This is a genomic window from Brevibacterium sp. CBA3109 (assembly GCF_040256645.1).
In the GTDB taxonomy this organism is placed as follows: domain Bacteria; phylum Actinomycetota; class Actinomycetes; order Actinomycetales; family Brevibacteriaceae; genus Brevibacterium; species Brevibacterium koreense.
Map to the genome: position 1 here is coordinate 2,341,181 of NZ_CP158281.1, position 17,850 is coordinate 2,359,030.

Sequence of the window (17,850 nt, forward strand, 5' to 3'; positions counted from 1 at the left end):
GCGACTCCCCCGGGTGTGGTTAAGCATCCGCTAGGATTGGCCTATGCGTTTTCCCCTCAGCCGTCGCGCTCTTCTCCTCGTCGGTGCGAGCGGGGCGAGCCTGAGCCTGCTGTCCGGGTGCGGTGTGAGACTCGATACTCCCCCGGACGTGCCGACTCTCGATGAGACGAACCAGCTGCGTAACCGCGTCGCCAGAATCCTTGCCGCCACCACCGCAGGAGACGACGACCCAGAGACCGCAGGTGAGGACCTGCAGAAACTCCGGGATGCCATCGGTCCGGTGTGGTCACCACCCACCGAGATCGCCACCGAGTCCCCACCGGCTGAGGAGCCCCGCACCTATATCGCCGCCGCCGAGGCGGTTTCCGCTGCCGTGTTCACAGCTTTGCCGACACTGGGCTCGACCCTCATCCCCGTGCTGGTCGACGTGGCGACAGGCCTGGCACTGACTGCGGGGGCAGAGCACTCCGAGATCATTCGCAGCGCAGACGCTCTGATCCAGGACTCACGCAGGTCCGGCCGCGACGACGCTACCGGTGAACCGGAATCCGCAATGGCCTCGGGGTCGTCCGCTGCAGAGTCCCCGAGGGCCGAGGATTCCACTGCTGCCCCGATGTGGAACGCGATCCTCGACCAAGCCAGGGCCACGTCCTATGGGTATGAGCGACTCGCCGTGAATTTCGACGCGAAGTCGCGCGAGCGCAGTCGTGCTGTGGCCCGGCTGGAGTCGTTGGGCTCACTGGCAGGAGAAATGCTCGAAAACCTGGGTGAGAAGAACGCAGATCCAGGTGCTCCGGCGTGGACGCTCGACCCCAGCCCCACCGACCCGGAAGCCGCCAAGGAGTTGGCTGGGTCCATCGAGGACAATCTCGCAGCGGCCCTCCTGCCGTGGCTGCAGTCCGATCCGCGAGCCGCTGCGCGACTGTGGGAATCGGCCCGAACACGCACGGTCTTCGCGAGCCCACAGGTTCTGCGCTACTCCTATTCCGGAGGCTCGGGAGAGGCGGAGGCGAGAAAGTGAAGGTCCCACCGGTCCTATTCAACGCCACTGCCGACATCATCGGCGACTTCCGCACCACCTCCTGGGTCGCCGCACTGGACTTCATGGCCAATGAGCTCGCCGATCGGTGGCAGCTGAGCTTCGACGATGCCCCTGGCTCACCGTGGGCCGGCTGCGAGAGCCTCGTCATCCCGGTCCTGACCCAGGAGAACTATCAAGGCGTGCTGCGGTTCGCGGCCCCCACCTCGGCGCACACAGCCGCGCATGCGCAGGCTCTGCGGGCGCTGAAGATGTGGAACGGGCACGGCGCCGTCCGGGTGATCAGGGACGATCACAGCTTCAGGGTGACGCTGCAGGAGCGGTTGCGGACGACGGACAATCTCTCCGTGTTGCCCTTAGCTGATGTGCCCCCGGTCTGGGGTGCCCTTCAGCGGTCGCTCGAGATTCCCGCGGATTCGGAGTTTCTGCGTGTCCAGGATGTGGCCGCAGGATGGCTGAGCACTTTCGATGCCGATGCGGGTCTGCTCAACGGTTGGACCGAGGCAGGTCCAGATGATTCACGCCTGCTCTCGTTCGCACGCAACTGGATGCACACTCTTGCCGCATCTGAGGAGAAATGGCTCATCCACGCCGATCTGCATTACTACAACATCCTCGCTGGCAACCCCGATGCCGCCGGCATCTCGACGTGGAAGGCCATCGACCCGCAACCGCTGTCGGGGCCCACCGCCTACACACTGGCACCGGTGCTGTGGAACCGTCTCGTGGAGATCCCGTCCCAGCATTCGCAGGCTCAAGCCGCTTGGCTGCGCGGGTTCGCCACCGACCTCGCTCTGTGCGCGGGCATGGACCCTCAGTACGGGATGGGTGCCGCCGTCGCGCGGGAGGTCACGAACATGTTCTGGTACCTCAGGTCCGCCCGCAGCGGATCGTCCGGGGCACTGGCCGATGCCGCGAGGTCCCTGTGGGTGGCGCGCGCGCTGTCAGGGGCAGACGTCGCCGGCGTCAATGCCCACGCTCTCAAACCCATCGGCTGACCCCTCTCGAACTACCTGACGGCGGCCCAGCTACCTCGCGCGAGGTTGCTGGGCCGCCGTCAGGTAGCAGTCAGCGGATGAGGCCGGAGATCACGTCGTAGCCGAGTTTGAGGATCATCGCGGAGACCACCACGACGAAGATGACCCGGACGAAGCCGGACCCCTTCCTCAATGCCGTGCGCGCGCCGAAGATTCCACCGAGCACATTGCCCACTGCCACAACGAGGCCGAGGGCCCAGACGACTTGGCCGTCCGGAATGAAGTAGACCAAAGCTCCGAAGTTCGTCGCCCAGTTGATGACCTTCGCTGTGGCCGAGGCCTGGAGGAATGAGAACCCGATGACCGTGACGAACGCGATGACGAGGAAGGATCCAGTGCCTGGACCGAGCACTCCGTCGTAGACACCGATCGTGAGTCCGATCAGCCATGACAGCCCATGGTGGCGTTTCGAGGACTCCCCGAACCGCAGACTCGCATCGGCGCCGAGGCTGGGGTTGAGGACCGTGAAGAGTCCGACCCCGATGAGCGCGGCGAGGATGATCGGAGTGAAGAGTGCACCAGGGACCAGGGTCGCGAGTTTGGCACCGAACACGGCTCCGATGAAGGCCGTGGCAGCGGCGGGGATCGTCGCCGATCGATCAGGGGTGATCTTGCGCAGATAGGTCACCGCCGAGGCGGTCGTCCCCGCGATCGATCCCACCTTGTTCGTCGCCACCGCTTGGACTGGCGTCATGCCCGGCACCAACAGCAGGGCCGGCAGCTGGATCAGGCCGCCACCACCGACAACGGCATCGATCCACCCAGCCAGCACGCCCGCGGCCAACAGCCAAAGAAGCATGCCAAGGGTGACATCGATGCCGGCGGTGAGCGCCTCCATCACCTGCGTCGGTTCAACGTGCAGAAGTCTGTGCGATTGCAGCGTCTGCCGCGGCAGACGCCGTGGCGTAGGCGGCGCGGATCGTGGCCACAGTGGAGGCGACCACCTCGGCGACGGGCACCTCCGATTTCTCATCGGCCAGACGGTTGCGGACTTCCACCACTCCCTCGGCCAGGCCGCGACCGACGACGATCACGGTCGGGATGCCGATGAGTTCGGCATCGGCGAACTTGAAGCCGGGTGAGACCTTGAGACGGTCGTCGAGAAGGACGGTGACGCCCTCGGATTCGAGCTCGTCTGTCAGCTTCTCGGCAGCCTCGGCGATGTCCTCGCCCTTGCCCGCGACGATGACGTGCACGTCAGCCGGGGCCAGGTGCTGAGGCCAGAGGAGACCGGATTCGCTGTGGTACTCCTCCGCGATGCAGGCCATGACGCGGGTGACGCCGAGGCCGTAGGAGCCCATCGTCACGGTCGTGGCCTTGCCGTTCTGGTCAAGAACCTTGAGGTCAAGAGACTCGGCGTACTTGCGGCCGAGCTTGAAGATCTGACCGATCTCGACACCACGAGCCAACTCGAGCGGGCCCGAACCGTCGGGTGCGGGGTCACCGAGGACCACCTCGGCGGCTTCGATGCTGCCATCGGAGGTGAAGTCGCGACCGGCGACGAGATCGAAGACGTGCCGCCCGGGCTCGTTGGCCCCGGTGATCCAGCGGGTGCCGTCGACGACGCGCGGGTCGAGGAGGAAGCGGACCTTCGAGGTGCCCTTGAGGCCAAGGACCTGATTGTCGAGGTCGAGGCCCGGTCCGATGTAGCCCCTGACGAGCTCCGGGTGGGCGGCGAGGTCGTCGCCCGTGGCCGCTTCGAGATCGACTTCGCCGTTGCCCAGCATTCCGGTGCCGGCGGCGCGGTCGAGGTCGACGGCACGGTCACCGGGCAGACCGATGACGATGATCTCGCGGGCACCGTCGGGGTGAGTGACGGCGCAGACGACGTTCTTGAGCGTGTCTGCTGCGGTCCAGGCCCGATCCTCGCGAGGATGGTTCTCGTTGGCGGCGGCGACGAGAGTCTCGATCGTGGGTGTCTCGGGCGTGTCCTCGACGTGGGCTGCGGGTGAGAGTGAGAAGTCGATCGGCTGGGGCACGATCGAGGTCACGGCCTCAACATTGGCGGCGTACCCGCCGGGTGAGCGCACGAAGGTGTCTTCACCGACCTCGGAGGGGTAGATGAATTCCTCAGTGCCCGATCCACCCATGGCGCCGGGGGTGGCCTTGACCGGCAGGCAGGGCAGGCCGAGGCGGGCGAAGGCGCGCAGGTAGGCCACACGCATCGCTTCGTAGGAGGCGTCGAGACCGGCGTCATCGATATCGAAGGAGTAGGCGTCCTTCATGATGAACTCGCGTCCGCGCAGCAGACCCGCGCGGGGCCTGGCCTCGTCACGGTATTTGGTCTGGACCTGGTAGATCGAAAGTGGGAGATCTTTGTAGGAGGAGTACAGGTCCTTGACGAGGAGGGTGAAGACCTCTTCGTGGGTGGGGGCAAGGATGTAGTCGTTGTCTCTGCGGTCCTTGAGGTGGAACAGATCGGGGCCGAAGGCCTCCCAGCGTCCGGACTTCCTGTACGGGTCGGCGGGCAGCAGGCCGGGGAAGTGGACTTCCTGTGATCCGGCTCGGGCCATTTCCTCGCGCACGATGGCTTCGATCTTGCCCAGGACACTCAGTCCCAGCGGCAGCCATGTGTAGATCCCCGGGGCCGATCGGCGGATGTATCCCGCACGGTGCAGAAGTTTGTGGCTGGCGACCTCGGCTCCGACCGGGTCCTCCTTCTGGGTTCGCACAAACAGGGACGACATGCGCAGGGCCATGGGTGATACTCCTCAACTTGTCAGGACTCAGGTCGAACACTATCGCACGCGAGTATCCGCACGGCAATTGCGGTGCAGAACCGACCAGAGTGACGATCGGGATCAGGCAGCTGCTGGGTCCGGATCTGCCGTGTTCTGATCATGGAACCGTCAGGTGGCGGGGTTGGATTCACGGCGTGGCGGGGTTGGATTCGTCAGTTGGCGGGGTCGGATTCGCGACGTGGCGGGGTTGGATTCGTCAGGTGGTGGAAGCGAATTAGACTGGTGGGCACAGACGTCCACCAGTGCCTGAGCGATTCAGGCCGAATCGCTGACCGACCGACTCGCTGACCGATACGAAGAGCATGCCTGATTCCACACAACTGACGCAGTTCCCGCGGCCATCGGTCGCGGTCGACACCGCGGTCCTCTGCCCAGTCCCCCGACGTGGTCTGCACGTGCTCCTCACCCATTCCGGCGACGGCGCGTGGCAGCTGCCGGGATCGATTCTGCGGCCCCAGGAGCGACTCGCCGAGGCGGTTGCACGGTGCCTGCGCGAAAAGGCGCGGCTCGTCGATCGCGCCCCCGTCCAGCTCCATGTCTTCGACCAGCCCGATCGTGATGATCGCGGGTGGGTGATCTCGGTGGCGCACCTCGATGTGCTGTCGACGACCGATGTGGGATTCGGCGACGCGAGTTCTCCAGAGACCGAGCCCGATCCGCAGGATGCGCGGCGGCGAAAGCTGGCGCCCGTGCATTCGGTGCGTGAGCTCAGCGCCGAGCATCAGGAGATCGTCCGGGTTGCGGTCCACCGCCTGCGTTCCCTGCATGAGCGCACACCCGACCCGTTCGGACTGTTGCCGGACGAGTTCTCGCTGCGGCAGCTGCGTGAGCTGCATCAGATCGTCTCGGGAGAGGATCTGCAGGCAGATACGTTCCGCCGCACGATGCTGCCGCTGCTCGCACCCACCGGGCAGGCTGTGTCTCAGGGACGTGGCCGCCCCGCCCAGACATTCACCCGCCGCACCGAGATCGCTCTGCATCGCGATGCAGGCAGCGTGGCCCCGACCGCCGGCGCTGACGATGGTGGCGATAGTGGACACTGAGGATAGTGGGCACCGACGCAGCAGAGGCTGACTGTGATGCACACTGACGGAAGGGAGGCTGACTGTGGAGATTGACCGTTCGCCGGGCAAGCACGTTCGCGTGGACGTCTGGCTGTGGACGACCCGGATGTTCAAGACCCGGAACTTAGCGACTCAGGCCTGCCGTGGTGGCCACGTCCAGGTCGAGGGTCAGCGTGTCAAGGCGGCGCAGAAGGTCTTCATCGGCCAGGAGGTGCGCGTGCGCAAGGCCAGCACCGAGTTCACCTGGAAGATCACCGGATTCGTCCCCACACGTCCGCAGGCATCGATCGCCGTGCAGTGCTACGAGGATCTCACCCCGGAACCGGATCCTGCTCTGCGCGGTTTCGTCCCCCGCAGAGACAAGGGGTTGGGCCGGCCGACGAAGAAGGACCGCCGGGAGATGGAGAAGTTTCTGGGAGACCTGGCAAAGCCCCGGAACCGGGATCGCAGAGACCTCTGAGGCCGCTGACGTAGTCGAGACCTCTGAGCCCGCTGACGGCGTCGAGAGACGATCGCACCTTCGAGAGCAGACTCCCTGCCCTCGGCTCTCCACGCTGCGCCCTGCTCTCGACGCGCAACTCTGCTGTCGGCGCGGCTACTGGCTGGCGTTGCCACTGGCCGGAGGTCGGTCAGTACATGACTGTAGAGAAAGTCCCGACCTGTTCGAAGCCGACGCGTGCGTACATACGTAGGGCCACCTGGTTGTAATCATTGGCGTAGAGGCTCACCGTGGTGTGCCCGGCCGCTCGAGTCTGCGCCACGACTGCCGCCATTCCGGCAGCGCCCAGGCCCTGCTGCCGAACATCGGGATGAACCCAGACGCCCTGAACCTGAACAATGCGCGGTGCGCGGATGCCGATGTCTGCTTTGAACAGCACCTGCTCGGGTTGGTCCGTCGCGGGCCAGCGTGCCACCGATCCGCCTTGGGGCAGAGTGTCCGAGATGCGCGCAAAGCAGTTCTTGCCCCTGATGATGTTGCGGACTCGAGCCATATAGCTTGACTGGCCGCCTTCTACCGGCGAGAAGCCCACCTCGTTGGTGAACATGTCAACACTGGCCGAGAACACCGCAGGCAACTGTTCCACCGTCACCAGATCCACCGACTCGTCGGGTTGGACCAAGGGGTCGGAACTGATCGCCAGCAACGGCTGCCGATCACGGACCCCGCGGGGACGTCCCCAGTTCAGGCGGCTGTGCAGATCGAGGATGATCTCACGGGCACCGATGAGGGAGCAGGAATAGCGGCCATCGGCGTTGAGCTTCTCGGCGAGGGCCTGATTGGTCCCCGGGGTCGCCGCGACGGGGATGATGTTGCCGCCCACCCAGTAGGCTGCGACCGGTCGGTCATCGTCGAAGACGCCCAGCAGGGAACCGGCGGGTGAGCCCATCTGCGCTGTGCCCGTGACTTCGAGCAGCGCGATGAGGTAGACGTTCTCACACGGGTTGAGCGCGAGCAGGCTCTTCAGCCAACGGGTGTGCTGATGTCCCAGACGAGCGACTCTCAACACGAGAGAGCCTCCTTGTTCAGATACTCACACACCAGGCAGCTTTTCGGACAGGTCAGATCTCAGCCGACGACGACGTCGGGCGCCCCGGATGGGACGTCGGACTCCGCTGCGATGCGATTGGCTTCTTCAATGAGGGTCTCGACGATCATGTCCTCGGGCACGGTCTTGATGACCTCCCCCTTGACGAAGATCTGACCCTTGCCGTTGCCGCTGGCCACACCGAGGTCGGCCTCACGGGCCTCGCCGGGACCATTGACGACGCAGCCCATGACAGCGACTCGCAGCGGAACTTCCATGCCTTCAAGCCCGGCAGTGACCTTGTCAGCGAGCGTGTAGACGTCCACCTGGGCACGTCCACAGGACGGGCACGAGACGATTTCGAGCTTGCGAGGTTTGAGGTTGAGGCTCTCGAGGATCTGGTTGCCGACCTTGATCTCCTCCACAGGTGGTGCGGAGAGTGAGACGCGGATCGTGTCGCCGATGCCCTGCGACAGCAGTGCACCGAAGGCGGTGGCGGATTTGATCGTGCCCTGGAATGCGGGTCCAGCCTCGGTCACACCCAGGTGCAGGGGCCAGTCACCGCGCTCGGCGAGCATCTCGTAGGCGCGGACCATGACCACGGGGTCGTTGTGTTTGACGGAGATCTTGAAGTCGTGGAAGTCGTGTTCTTCGAACAGCGAGGCCTCCCACACGGCGGACTCGACGAGTGCCTCCGGAGTGGCCTTGCCATATTTCTCCATGATCCGCTTGTCCAACGATCCGGCGTTGACACCGATCCTGATCGAGGCTCCGGCGTCCCCCGCCGCCTTCGCGATCTCTTTGACCTGATCGTCGAATTTGCGGATGTTGCCGGGATTGACGCGTACCGCGGCGCAACCGGCGTCGATCGCTGCGTAGACGTACTTCGGCTGGAAGTGGATGTCGGCGATGACCGGGATCTGCGACTTCTGCGCGATCGCCGGCAGTGCAGCAGCATCATCGGGTGAGGGGCAGGCCACACGAACGATGTCGCAGCCTGAGGCTGTGAGTTCGGCGATCTGCTGCAGAGTCCCGTTGATGTCGGTGGTGGGAGTCGTCGTCATCGACTGGACGCTGACGGGGAAATCGGAACCGACGCCGACCTTGCCGACCTGGATCTGTCTCGTCTTCCGTCGTGGCGAGAGCACAGGAGGTGGTGGGGCAGGCATTCCGAGGTTGACCGATGTCACGAAGACATTCCCTTCATTGACGACTGGTGACCAGACTGATCGTTTGAGTCATTCATATTGTAGGACTTCAAACCGTGTCTGGGCTCTCCGACCACGGTGTGATCGCTCACCACAGGGTCATTTCGCAGGTAGTGTGAAGGAAACTTGCCGTCCGGTCGTAGGAGATGTCTGTGAGCCCAGGAGATTCGATGCCGTTCACCCACCCCGATACCCAGGCCATCATCGGCGGACTCGAAGCTGCAGCGAAGTCCCTCGCGGAGCAGGGCGGAACACTCGCCTGGGGTGTCTTTCGCCGAGGCGAGACCGGGACGGCTGCCCACGGCGACGTTCCGTACCGGATCGCATCGATGACGAAGTCGTTCACCGCCGCGGCTATAGGCTGCCTCGCGGCCAACGGCCTGGATCTTGACAGGTCGCTGGGCCAGATCGTTCCCGAGCTCAGGGGCACATCGATTGCCGACCGCACCTGCCGACAGGCGCTGACGATGGGCACCGGATTCGCCAAGGACGATCCCTGGGCTGATCGGGTGGAGGCGATGACGAGTGCCGAACTCATCGACTATCTCAAACGCGGAGCCATCCCCATCGCGCCCGCAGACACCGGATTCGAGTACTCCAACCTCGGTTACGCACTCCTCGGGCTCGTCGCCGAGTCCGTGACCGGGCAGTCGTTCATCGACATCGTCACCGCCGAGGTGCTTCAGCCTCTGGGCCTCAGTCGCACTGGTTTCGACGTCGCCGACTTCCCAGACTTGATGCCCGGCATCCGCATCGACCGAAACGGCCAGGGCCACCCGACCGAACTCACCGGCCCCGGAGCCTTCTCCCCCATTGGCGGAGTCATCTCCACGGTCAACGACATCGGGACCTGGATGAACGCCCATATGGACGCCCTGGACAGCCTCGACGCCTATGCGCCGGGAGCACTGCCGCGGATCCTGAGTGACAATCAGCAGTCGCATCGACTCATCGAGGTCCAGACAAGCGAGCACCACGCCGAATCCGTCAACTACGGCTTCGGTCTGCAGCCCCGCCTCGACTCCCGGTTCGGCCGCGTCGTCTGCCATTCCGGCGGCTACCCCGGATACGGCTCGCACATGCGTTGGTTCCCGGACCTGGGACTGAGCATCGTCGTGTTCGGCAATACGACGTACTACCCGGCTGAACGCACCGTCAGGGAGGCCATCGACGCCGGTTGGGCCGCCGCCACGGCCAGTCCCGATCGGCAGCTGATACGCACAAGCTTCGCGGTGCCGGCACCCCACCACCGCGTCGCACCCGAACAGTCAGAGACTGTGCTGCGCGCAGCGAACCTGGTCATCGACTTCGACGAGGAGGTCGCGAACGAACTCTTCGCTGTCAACATGGACCTGGATGAGCCCCGTACCGAACGCCGTGAGCGCTTCGACGCGTGGAAAGACGACCGGCAGCTCACTCAGTCCTTCACTGATGAGGATGTCACCATGACGACCCCGCTGAAGGGGACGGTGACGGCACACACGACACAGACGGCGACGATCACGGTCAGCTTGGACCACCTCGGCGAGGTGCAGACGATCTCGCTGAGCAGCTGAGGGTGCCTACCCGGAGTTGAAGATCGCGTCGAGCGTGACGGGTTTGACGAGGTCGACGTAGACGAGCAGCGCCGTCATGCACAGCATCAGCCCGATGACGACGTAAGTCAGCGGCAGCAGCCGGGCCGTATCGAAGGGACCGATTCGTCCGCGCCCGCGGAATTTGTTGATCTGGCGCCGTGCGCCTTCGTAGAGGCCCACTGCGATGTGTCCACCGTCGAGCGGCAGCAGCGGGATCATGTTGAAGGCGAACAGGAAGATGTTGAGTGATCCCAGCATGCCCAGCCCCAACTGTGCCTTCTCCATGATCTGGAACTTATCGGTTGAGACGATCTCACCGGCGATGCGCCCGACTCCGACCATGCCGACCAGCCCCTCGGCGTCGCGTTCCTTCGAACCGGTGGCCACCTCGGCGATGTCGATGAGCTTGACCGGCAGGGTCACGATCGCGTGGAAGACGCCACTGACCTGCTCCCAGACCGCGCCGGGGAACTCGTTCAGCGGCAGCGGCTGACGCTCTTGGACGGGCCCAACGCCGAAGAAGCCCTCCGTGACCGTTTGTGGTGTGCCATCGGCATTCATCACGGGCCGTCCGCTGTCGTCGACGCGGACGCTCTCATGCGCGATGATCGGGACATTGACGGACTGAGAGCGACCATCGCGGGTGAACTCCACGTCGACTCGCTCACCGGCATGCTGCTTGATGACGCCGGAGAGTTCGTCCCAGCTGTCGGTGGAGACTCCGGCCACCGAGGTGATGTCATCGCCTGGTTTGATCCCGGCTTCCCACGCGGGAGTGAGCGGATCATCGTCCTGGCAGCTCTTCTTCTGGTCTGCGGGACGCTGCGCCGCTTCGGAAGCCGGTACCGCACATTCGACGACCGTCTGCACCGTGGTCGTCGGTGCCATGATCCCGATGCCGATGAGTGAGATCGCCATGATGATGATCCCGAGAACAAGGTTGACCAGAGGACCGGAGAACATCACGACGAGTCGTTTGGGCACATTCAGGGCGTAGAACGTCCGGTGTTCCTCCCCCGGTTCGATCTCCTGGTTCGAGAAATCCCGGGCATCGGCCATCGTGTTCTCGAACAGGCGACCGCGCCGCTGCTTCCGCGGGCGAGGGGCCTCGGTCACGACGTCGGCGCCGGTGTTTCCCTCGGCGGTGCCATCGCCGAGGTGATCGTCCCCGACCGCGTCTTCAGCGTGGAGGGCATCGCCGCCTGAGGCTGTGTCGGCCCGGCGTGTCGTCGCAGTCAGCGGAGGATACATTCCCGGCATGGCGATGAACCCGCCCAAGGGCAGTGCCTTGATTCCGTATTCCGTCTCACCGCGGCGGAAGGAGAACACCGTCGGGCCGAAGCCGACCATGTAATGGGTGACCTTGACCCCGAACCTCTTCGCCGGAGTCAGATGGCCGAGCTCGTGCAGTCCGATCGAGATCGAGATCCCGATCAGGAACAGGACGATCCCGACGATGTAGAGCACGACTGTCATATCAGGAGCCGCCGAGGGTCTTGCCCTGTGCTGCCAAGTCCCGGCGGGCGAACTCCCTGGCCCAGGCGTCGGCGGCAAGGACGGTGTCGACCGTGTGCTCGGCCGCAGGTTCGTGGGCCTGCAGCGCCCGTTCGATTCCCTTGTCGATTCCGGTGAATGGGATCTCACCGTTGACGAAGGCTTCGACGAGGACCTCGTTGGCGGCGTTGAACACCGCGGGGAAGCTCTTCCGCTTCCGTCCTGCTTCAACGGCCAGACCCAGCGCTGGGAAGGCGATGTGGTTGACGGGTTCGAACGACCAGTGCATCGGCTGTCCCCAGTTGTTCGCCACCGCCCCGGATGCCAGCCGACGGGTCTGACCGTCTGCCTGTGTGCCCAGGGCGTAGGCGATGGGCAGGCGCATATCCGGTGGGGAGATCTGCGCGAGGGTGGAAGCGTCGTTGAACTCCACCATCGAATGGATCTGGGACTGTGGATGGACGACGACTTCGATGTGGTCGAAGTCGATGTCGAAGAGCAGATGGGCCTCGATGACTTCGAGGCCCTTGTTGACCAGGGTCGCCGAGTTGATGGTGATCATCGACCCCATCGACCAGGTGGGATGTTTGAGTGCCTGAGCCGGCGTGACACGACGCAGCGCATCACGAGTCATGCCGCGGAAGGGCCCACCAGAGGCTGTGATGACGAGCTTGCTCACCTCACCGTGTGTGCCCGAGCGCAGTGCCTGGGCGATCGCAGAGTGCTCACTGTCGACGGGGATCAGGGCGGCTCCGGTGCGGGCCGCGGCATCGAGGACGATCGAGCCGCCGATGATGAGCGACTCCTTGTTCGCCAGCGCGACATCGGTACCGCGGTCGAGCGCTGCCAGGGTCGCACCGAGACCGGCGGCTCCGGTGACGGCGTTGAGGACGATGTCACACGTGTGCCCAGCGACCACCTCGGCGGCATCGGGGCCCACGTGGATCTCACGGACGGGATCACTGATCCCCCGTTCGCCGGCGGCCTGCTCCAGACGCTGCCGGATCTCACTCGGACCACCCTCAGGTGGGTGGGTGAGGCCGATGACGGGGACCGAGAAATCGAGGGCCTGGACGACCAGCGCATCGAGCTGGGTTCCAGCAGCGAGGCCGAATACTTCGAAATCCGCCGCATTCTCCGCCAGGACATCGAGGGCCTGGGTGCCGACCGAACCGGTCGAGCCGACTACAATGATTCTACGTTTGCTCACGCCTACCGATAATGCCAAAGTTCTCTGAGAAATGACTCGACATCGGTGTCAACGGCGACGTGAGATATGCAATGCGAATCAATGGCGAGAGAGGTTTTTATGAGTGCAACGCTGAGCCCCGACGACATTCTGGGATTGGATTCGGTCTTCGAGGAAGATGACCTCGAGTTCGCATCCATCGTGAAGAAATGGCTTGATGAGAACGTCCGCGACAAGATCGGCGACTACTTCCTCGACGCCACGATCCCTGCCCGGGAACTCGCGGAGGGACTCGGCGAGCTCGGGCTCCTCGGCATGCACCTCGACGGTTACGGCTGCGGCGGATCCACCGCCACCCAGTACGGTCTGGCCTGCCGTGAGCTCGAAGCCGTGGACTCGGGTCTGCGCTCGCTCGTGTCGGTCCAGGGATCACTGGCCATGTTCGCCATCCACCACTTCGGCTCCGAGGCGCAGAAGGAAGAATGGCTGCCGAAGATGGCGGCAGGCAAGGCCATCGGCTGCTTCGGTCTGACCGAACCGGATGTCGGCTCTGACCCGTCGGGTATGAAGACGACAGCGAAGAAGGACGGGTCCGATTGGATCCTCAACGGCGCGAAGATGTGGATCACGAACTCCCCCGTCTCCGATGTCATGGTCGTCTGGGCCAAGACCGAGGAGACCGACTCCAAGGGCAAGCCCGTTGTCCGAGGATTCGTCGTCCCCAGCGACACCGAGGGCGTCCAGACTCCCGAGATCCACCGCAAGATCTCCCTCCGCGCCTCGATCACCGGCGAGATCGTCCTCGACAACGTGCGCCTGCCCGAAGATGCCATGCTGCCTGAGGCCAAGGGTCTGAAGGGACCGTTGTCCTGCCTGTCCGAAGCCCGCTACGGAATCGTCTTCGGAGTCACCGGCGCAGCACGCGACGCCCTCCAGTCTGCGCTGGACTACACCGGCACCCGCGTTCAGTTCGACCGTCCGCTCTCCTCGTTCCAGATCAGCCAGCAGAAGCTCGCGAAGGCCTTCGGCCAGTACTCGCAGATCACACTGCTCGCCGCCCATCTGGGGAAGCTCAAGGACTCGGAGAACGGTGTGCGTCCCGAGCAGATCAGCCTGGGCAAGATGGTCAACGTCGACACAGCGATGAACGTGTGTCGGGACCTGCGCGCGCTGTTCGGCGGTTCGGGCATCACCAGTGAATACCCGCCACTGCGCCATGCCGTCAACCTCGAGACCGTGCTCACCTACGAAGGCACCCACGAGGTCCATCAGCTCACACTCGGTCGCAGCCTGACGGGAATCAACGCCTTCGCGAACTGATCGACTGGCGTGCGGCGCCGGTCGACAAGCGTGCAGTGCCGGCGGCGCCTCCACGTCCTCGGTGCGCTCCGGCCGCCGCATAGCAACCGCTTGCCAGAAGTGTGAATGTAGAGCACAAATGCCGTGCTCGCGCGATGGCAAGCGGTTGTCGTCGTTGTGCGGGCGCGGCGGTCAGTCGACGGCGCGTTGCCGGCTGACCCTGGTCACCGCAGCTTCAGCACCGTGGTCTGCTCGTCATCACCAAGGACGATGCTGGCCGAGAATCCCGCGGTCGCGGCGAATTCGACGGCGGTGTGCTGCTGTTCGATCCCGCATTCGATCAGCACAACGCCGCCTGGAGACAACCACTGACGTGATTCTCCGATGAGGCGCCGGACCAGGTCCAGGCCGTCGGCTCCTCCGAACAGGGCCGCCGACGTCTCGTGGTCCCGTGCCTCCCTGGGCAGAAACATCGCCGCAGCGTCGGGAACGTAGGGCGGAACTGCTGAGATGACGTCGAAGCTGCCCGCCAGGTGCTGCGGCAGACCGTCCAAGCAGTTGAGCAGATGATATTCGCCACGTGGACCAATATTTCTCCGCGCACAGTCAAGGGTCGATTCGTCCCGATCACCGATGTGGATCTCAGCGTCAGGAAACGCCCGCAATACTGAGGCGGCTACAGGCCCCACGCCGCAGAATGCTTCGAGGAAGCGTGCTCCGACCCCCGCTTCTCTGACGGCACGGACCGATTGTTTCGCCAACAGCATGGTTCGCTGCCGGGGTACGAACACGCTTGGAGCCACGGCGAGCCGCTGACCTGAGAATTCGACCCAGCCGACGACCTGTTCGAGGGGTTCGCCCGCCACGCGCCGAGCCGTGAGTCCGGTCAGGGTGGCGTCGCGGTCTGCCGTGTCGGAAGAGGATTCCTGCGCGGCTTGAATCAGAATCCGGGCTTCGTCTTCGGCGAAGACGCACCCTGCGTGGCGCAGGTGGGCCGCCACCGAGGCAGCGCTCAACAGCTCAGTCTCTTCTGGATCGGAGGCCTCAGACCTCAGCGAGGATCTCCTGGGACAGCCATTCCAGGCTCGACTGCGCGTCGAGCAACTTCTCGTCTATGACGATCAGCGGCCGGTCCGGTCTCAGCGCGGCCACTGCGGCTGGTTCGACTCGAGAGTCCCTCATCGCTTGGTCGATGTTCGCAGTCTCGCCTGCGACGGTGATGCCGACACCCTCGAACTGGGAACGGATGACCTTGACCGATGCCCGCCCCGATTCGATCGGAGGCGCGTCGATCGTGTGGACGATCACCGTGGTGATGCCTTCGGCTCCGGCCTGAGCAGAGGAAGACTTCGCTGACGACGTATCCAGGGTGGACGCGGCGCCGGAGCGCACGTCGACGCTGGCTCCGATGCGGACGGCACCGAGGATGCTCAGCGCCCGAGAGATCGGTGGAACATCCTCGGCGATGACGACTCGTTCGCTCTCAGTGCCCACGACCCCCATGGCGCGGAGGATTCCGCCGAGTTTCGCGCTTCGGTCCAGCACCTCGGCGCGATCGAGTTCCACGGGCTTCGACAGCGCCTTGACCAGCCGCGGGTCGGTGACCTCGCGGCCATCGACCAGTGGTGTCTCCGGGGTCGGTCCGGTCAGGACGATGTCATCCGCGCCGCCCATGACGATCGGGAAATCGAGCAGCTCGAACACCGGGTTGAGTGTTCCGGCGAAAGTGTCTGTGGGTGCTTCGAAGTAGTGGAAGTCAGTCAACGGAGGCCATCACTTCGACGACGCGGTCGATGAAGGCATCCACCTGGTCCTCGTCGTAGGCCTTGGTGCCCTTGGCCGTCTTGAACAGGACACGGCGGACCTGGTCGACGCTCATCGCCACACCCTGCGTGAAGTAGGCGTTGACCTTCTCGCACATGTCATCAACCTGATCGATGTCGTAGCCGATGACTCCCGGGGCCGGATTGTCGAAGTGCTCACCGGGTTCGCGGACCAGGCGTCCCCGTAGGGACGAGGCCACACGGGTCAGTTCGGATACCCAGGCATCTTGGCCCGACTGTGCGATGAGGCGGTCGCGTGCCTGTTTGGCGAAGGCGTCTTCAAGGCGGTCGAGTGCGGCATCGACGACGGCGACGTGGTATCCCTTGCGCACCAGATCGAACCCGACTGTGCGCACCGCTCGGGAGTCGAGGTCACCGGGCTGCGGGGTGGGGCGTTCGAAGGATTCGCGCGCACGTTTGAAGAAGCTGTCGACTTGTTTCGGGTCGTAGCCGTTCTTCCATCCGGACATTCGGGGGAAAGTCGTGTCCGCCATGTAGCCTCCAGAAGCGAATCGTGCGTAAGTGTCTTATCCACCATGATAAATGGCGGACGCGGAAAATGCGTGTTCGCGACTTCTCAGTCAGCGGCAGCAAGCTGTCCGCAGGCCCCATCGATGTCCGAACCGCGCGTATCGCGGATCGTCGTGGGGATCCCCTGGTCAACGAGCCTGCGCACGAATTCGTCCGCCACCTCAGGCTCGGACGCGGTCCACACGGAGCCGGGCGTCGGGTTGAGCGGGATCGGATTGACGTGGACCCAGCCGCGACCACGAGCGTTGAGCTTCTTCGCCAGCAGCTCCGCACGCCAGGGGTGATCGTTCATGTCCTTGATGAGCGCGTATTCGATGCTCACCCGACGTCCTGTCACCTGGTAGTAGTTGTACGCGGCATCGATGGCTTCATCAGCCTTCCAGCGGGTGTTGACCGGGATCATCTCGTCGCGCAGTTCATCATCGGGTGCGTGGAGACTGAGGGCGAAGGTGACCGGAATCTCCTCGGCCGCCAGCTTGTTGATGCCTGGGACCAGGCCGACCGTGGAGATGGTGATCCGACGGGCCGACATTCCCAGTCCCTGCGGACCAGGCTCGACGAACCGGCGCACCGCGTTCATCACCCGCTTGTAGTTGGCCAGGGGTTCGCCCATTCCCATGAACACGATATTGGAGACGCGTTCGGGTCCCGTCGCCGAGGCGGTGGCTTCCGATTCATCGACCGTGGCCTCGGATGTCTCACCCTGGTCTTCATCGGATTCGGCGCCGAGAGCAGTCTCACCTTCCGCTGGCATATCGCCCGAGGGTGCCGGTGCGAGCTCGCCCGCGGCGATGACCTGGTTGGCGCGGATGACCTGTTCGACGATCTCCGCGGCGGACATGTTGCGTGTCAAGCCCTGCTGTCCCGTCGCACAGAAGGGACAGTTCATTCCGCAGCCGCACTGGCTGGAGACACACAGTGTGACGCGGTTGCGATAGCGCATGAGCACCGATTCGACGAGTGCACCGTCGTAGAGGCGCCACAGGAATTTGATCGTGTCGCCGTTCGCGGTCCGCAGGCGACGAACCTCGGTCAGAAGGTGGGGGAAGAATCGTTCCTGCAGGTCCGCACGCAGATCCTTGGGCAGGTCCGTCATGGACTCGACATCGGTCTGGTAGTGCGAGAAGTAGTGGGTCGAGATCTGCTTGGCGCGGAAGGCTGGCAGTCCCATCTCCTTGACCGCTTCGATGCGTTCGTCCATCGTCATGTCGGCCAGATGCTGCTTCGGCTGACTGGCTCGCGGAGATTTGAAATTGAGCAGCGGACGACCGTCACGCGTCGGCGTCTTCGATGTCGTCCCGTCTGCGTGTTCGACGATGGGA

The 17,850-nt window shown here is 64.3% G+C and carries 16 protein-coding genes; 6 read left to right on the top strand and 10 right to left on the bottom strand.

The features are described from left to right. The first annotated feature begins 43 nt into the window (after nucleotides 1-43). Both AAFP32_RS10710 and AAFP32_RS10715 read left to right on the top strand, forming a co-directional pair. A complete protein-coding gene (locus AAFP32_RS10710) occupies nucleotides 44-1,021 on the top strand; it encodes a hypothetical protein (protein WP_350269133.1) in 978 nt (325 codons plus the stop codon). Further along, nucleotides 1,018-2,037 (top strand): aminoglycoside phosphotransferase family protein, encoded by a 1,020-nt coding sequence (locus tag AAFP32_RS10715; protein ID WP_350269134.1) that lies wholly within the window; start codon nucleotides 1,018-1,020, stop codon nucleotides 2,035-2,037. Before AAFP32_RS10710 ends, AAFP32_RS10715 begins: the two co-directional genes overlap by 4 nt. Nucleotides 2,038-2,107: 70 nt before the next feature. Here AAFP32_RS10715 and AAFP32_RS10720 read toward each other — a convergent pair whose 3' ends face one another. Together AAFP32_RS10720 and AAFP32_RS10725 are read right to left on the bottom strand one after the other, a co-directional pair. Further along, the gene (locus AAFP32_RS10720) at nucleotides 2,108-2,914 is read right to left on the bottom strand and encodes a TSUP family transporter (RefSeq protein ID WP_350269135.1); all 807 of its coding nucleotides are present in this window, start codon (nucleotides 2,912-2,914) and stop codon (nucleotides 2,108-2,110) included. A gap of 13 nt (nucleotides 2,915-2,927) precedes the next feature. Continuing rightward, nucleotides 2,928-4,775 (bottom strand): proline--tRNA ligase, encoded by a 1,848-nt coding sequence (locus tag AAFP32_RS10725; protein WP_350269136.1) that lies wholly within the window; start codon nucleotides 4,773-4,775, stop codon nucleotides 2,928-2,930. Nucleotides 4,776-5,119: 344 nt separating this feature from the next. Here AAFP32_RS10725 and AAFP32_RS10730 point away from each other — a divergent pair, with 344 nt between their 5' ends. Then, on the top strand, nucleotides 5,120-5,860 hold the full coding sequence (locus AAFP32_RS10730; RefSeq protein WP_350269137.1) for an NUDIX hydrolase: 741 nt from the start codon (nucleotides 5,120-5,122) through the stop codon (nucleotides 5,858-5,860). 64 nt (nucleotides 5,861-5,924) lie between these two features. Beyond that, the gene (locus AAFP32_RS10735) at nucleotides 5,925-6,341 is read left to right on the top strand and encodes an RNA-binding S4 domain-containing protein (RefSeq protein WP_350269138.1); all 417 of its coding nucleotides are present in this window, start codon (nucleotides 5,925-5,927) and stop codon (nucleotides 6,339-6,341) included. Between the two features lie 169 nt (nucleotides 6,342-6,510). Here the strand turns inward: AAFP32_RS10735 and AAFP32_RS10740 are convergent, their stop codons facing one another. Beyond that, complete coding sequence (locus AAFP32_RS10740) at nucleotides 6,511-7,389, bottom strand: GNAT family N-acetyltransferase (RefSeq protein WP_350269139.1); 879 nt, start codon at nucleotides 7,387-7,389, stop codon at nucleotides 6,511-6,513. 59 nt (nucleotides 7,390-7,448) lie between these two features. After that, nucleotides 7,449-8,597, bottom strand: coding sequence for a flavodoxin-dependent (E)-4-hydroxy-3-methylbut-2-enyl-diphosphate synthase (gene ispG, locus AAFP32_RS10745; protein ID WP_350269140.1), 1,149 nt, complete (start codon nucleotides 8,595-8,597; stop codon nucleotides 7,449-7,451). A 170-nt stretch (nucleotides 8,598-8,767) separates the two neighbouring features. On the opposite strand from ispG, the gene AAFP32_RS10750 reads away from it, so the two are divergent. Continuing rightward, entirely contained in the window at nucleotides 8,768-10,171 is a 1,404-nt protein-coding gene (locus AAFP32_RS10750) for a serine hydrolase domain-containing protein (protein WP_350269141.1), read from the top strand. 6 nt (nucleotides 10,172-10,177) lie between these two features. Here AAFP32_RS10750 and AAFP32_RS10755 read toward each other — a convergent pair whose 3' ends face one another. Together AAFP32_RS10755 and dxr are read right to left on the bottom strand one after the other, a co-directional pair. Beyond that, a complete protein-coding gene (locus AAFP32_RS10755; protein WP_350269142.1) occupies nucleotides 10,178-11,668 on the bottom strand; it encodes a site-2 protease family protein in 1,491 nt (496 codons plus the stop codon). A 1-nt stretch (nucleotide 11,669) separates the two neighbouring features. Next, nucleotides 11,670-12,896 (bottom strand): 1-deoxy-D-xylulose-5-phosphate reductoisomerase, encoded by a 1,227-nt coding sequence (dxr, locus tag AAFP32_RS10760; protein WP_350269143.1) that lies wholly within the window; start codon nucleotides 12,894-12,896, stop codon nucleotides 11,670-11,672. Between the two features lie 99 nt (nucleotides 12,897-12,995). Here dxr and AAFP32_RS10765 point away from each other — a divergent pair, with 99 nt between their 5' ends. Next, entirely contained in the window at nucleotides 12,996-14,195 is a 1,200-nt protein-coding gene (locus AAFP32_RS10765; RefSeq protein ID WP_101619714.1) for an acyl-CoA dehydrogenase family protein, read from the top strand. A gap of 203 nt (nucleotides 14,196-14,398) precedes the next feature. Here AAFP32_RS10765 and AAFP32_RS10770 read toward each other — a convergent pair whose 3' ends face one another. From AAFP32_RS10770 to rlmN, 4 genes are all read right to left on the bottom strand, one after another. Then, nucleotides 14,399-15,190, bottom strand: a complete 792-nt coding sequence (locus AAFP32_RS10770; protein ID WP_350269144.1) for a putative protein N(5)-glutamine methyltransferase — start codon at nucleotides 15,188-15,190, stop codon at nucleotides 14,399-14,401. Nucleotides 15,191-15,218: 28 nt separating this feature from the next. Continuing rightward, nucleotides 15,219-15,938, bottom strand: a complete 720-nt coding sequence (locus AAFP32_RS10775; protein ID WP_350269145.1) for a hypothetical protein — start codon at nucleotides 15,936-15,938, stop codon at nucleotides 15,219-15,221. Further along, nucleotides 15,931-16,491 carry a DivIVA domain-containing protein gene (locus tag AAFP32_RS10780; RefSeq protein WP_101619711.1) on the bottom strand — a complete coding sequence of 187 codons (561 nt, stop codon included), beginning with the start codon at nucleotides 16,489-16,491 and terminating at the stop codon, nucleotides 15,931-15,933. Before AAFP32_RS10780 ends, AAFP32_RS10775 begins: the two co-directional genes overlap by 8 nt. A gap of 83 nt (nucleotides 16,492-16,574) precedes the next feature. Then, the gene (rlmN, locus tag AAFP32_RS10785) at nucleotides 16,575-17,846 is read right to left on the bottom strand and encodes a 23S rRNA (adenine(2503)-C(2))-methyltransferase RlmN (RefSeq protein WP_350271488.1); all 1,272 of its coding nucleotides are present in this window, start codon (nucleotides 17,844-17,846) and stop codon (nucleotides 16,575-16,577) included. Nucleotides 17,847-17,850 lie beyond the last annotated feature (4 nt).

Coding starts and splice junctions, on each gene's coding strand:
- AAFP32_RS10720 (WP_350269135.1), bottom strand. CDS start 2,914: ATGGAGGCGCTCACCGCCGGCATCGATGTCACCCTTGGCATGCTTCTT.
- AAFP32_RS10710 (WP_350269133.1), top strand. CDS start 44: ATGCGTTTTCCCCTCAGCCGTCGCGCTCTTCTCCTCGTCGGTGCGAGC.
- AAFP32_RS10725 (WP_350269136.1), bottom strand. CDS start 4,775: ATGGCCCTGCGCATGTCGTCCCTGTTTGTGCGAACCCAGAAGGAGGAC.
- AAFP32_RS10730 (WP_350269137.1), top strand. CDS start 5,120: ATGCCTGATTCCACACAACTGACGCAGTTCCCGCGGCCATCGGTCGCG.
- AAFP32_RS10780 (WP_101619711.1), bottom strand. CDS start 16,491: ATGGCGGACACGACTTTCCCCCGAATGTCCGGATGGAAGAACGGCTAC.
- AAFP32_RS10755 (WP_350269142.1), bottom strand. CDS start 11,668: ATGACAGTCGTGCTCTACATCGTCGGGATCGTCCTGTTCCTGATCGGG.
- AAFP32_RS10765 (WP_101619714.1), top strand. CDS start 12,996: ATGAGTGCAACGCTGAGCCCCGACGACATTCTGGGATTGGATTCGGTC.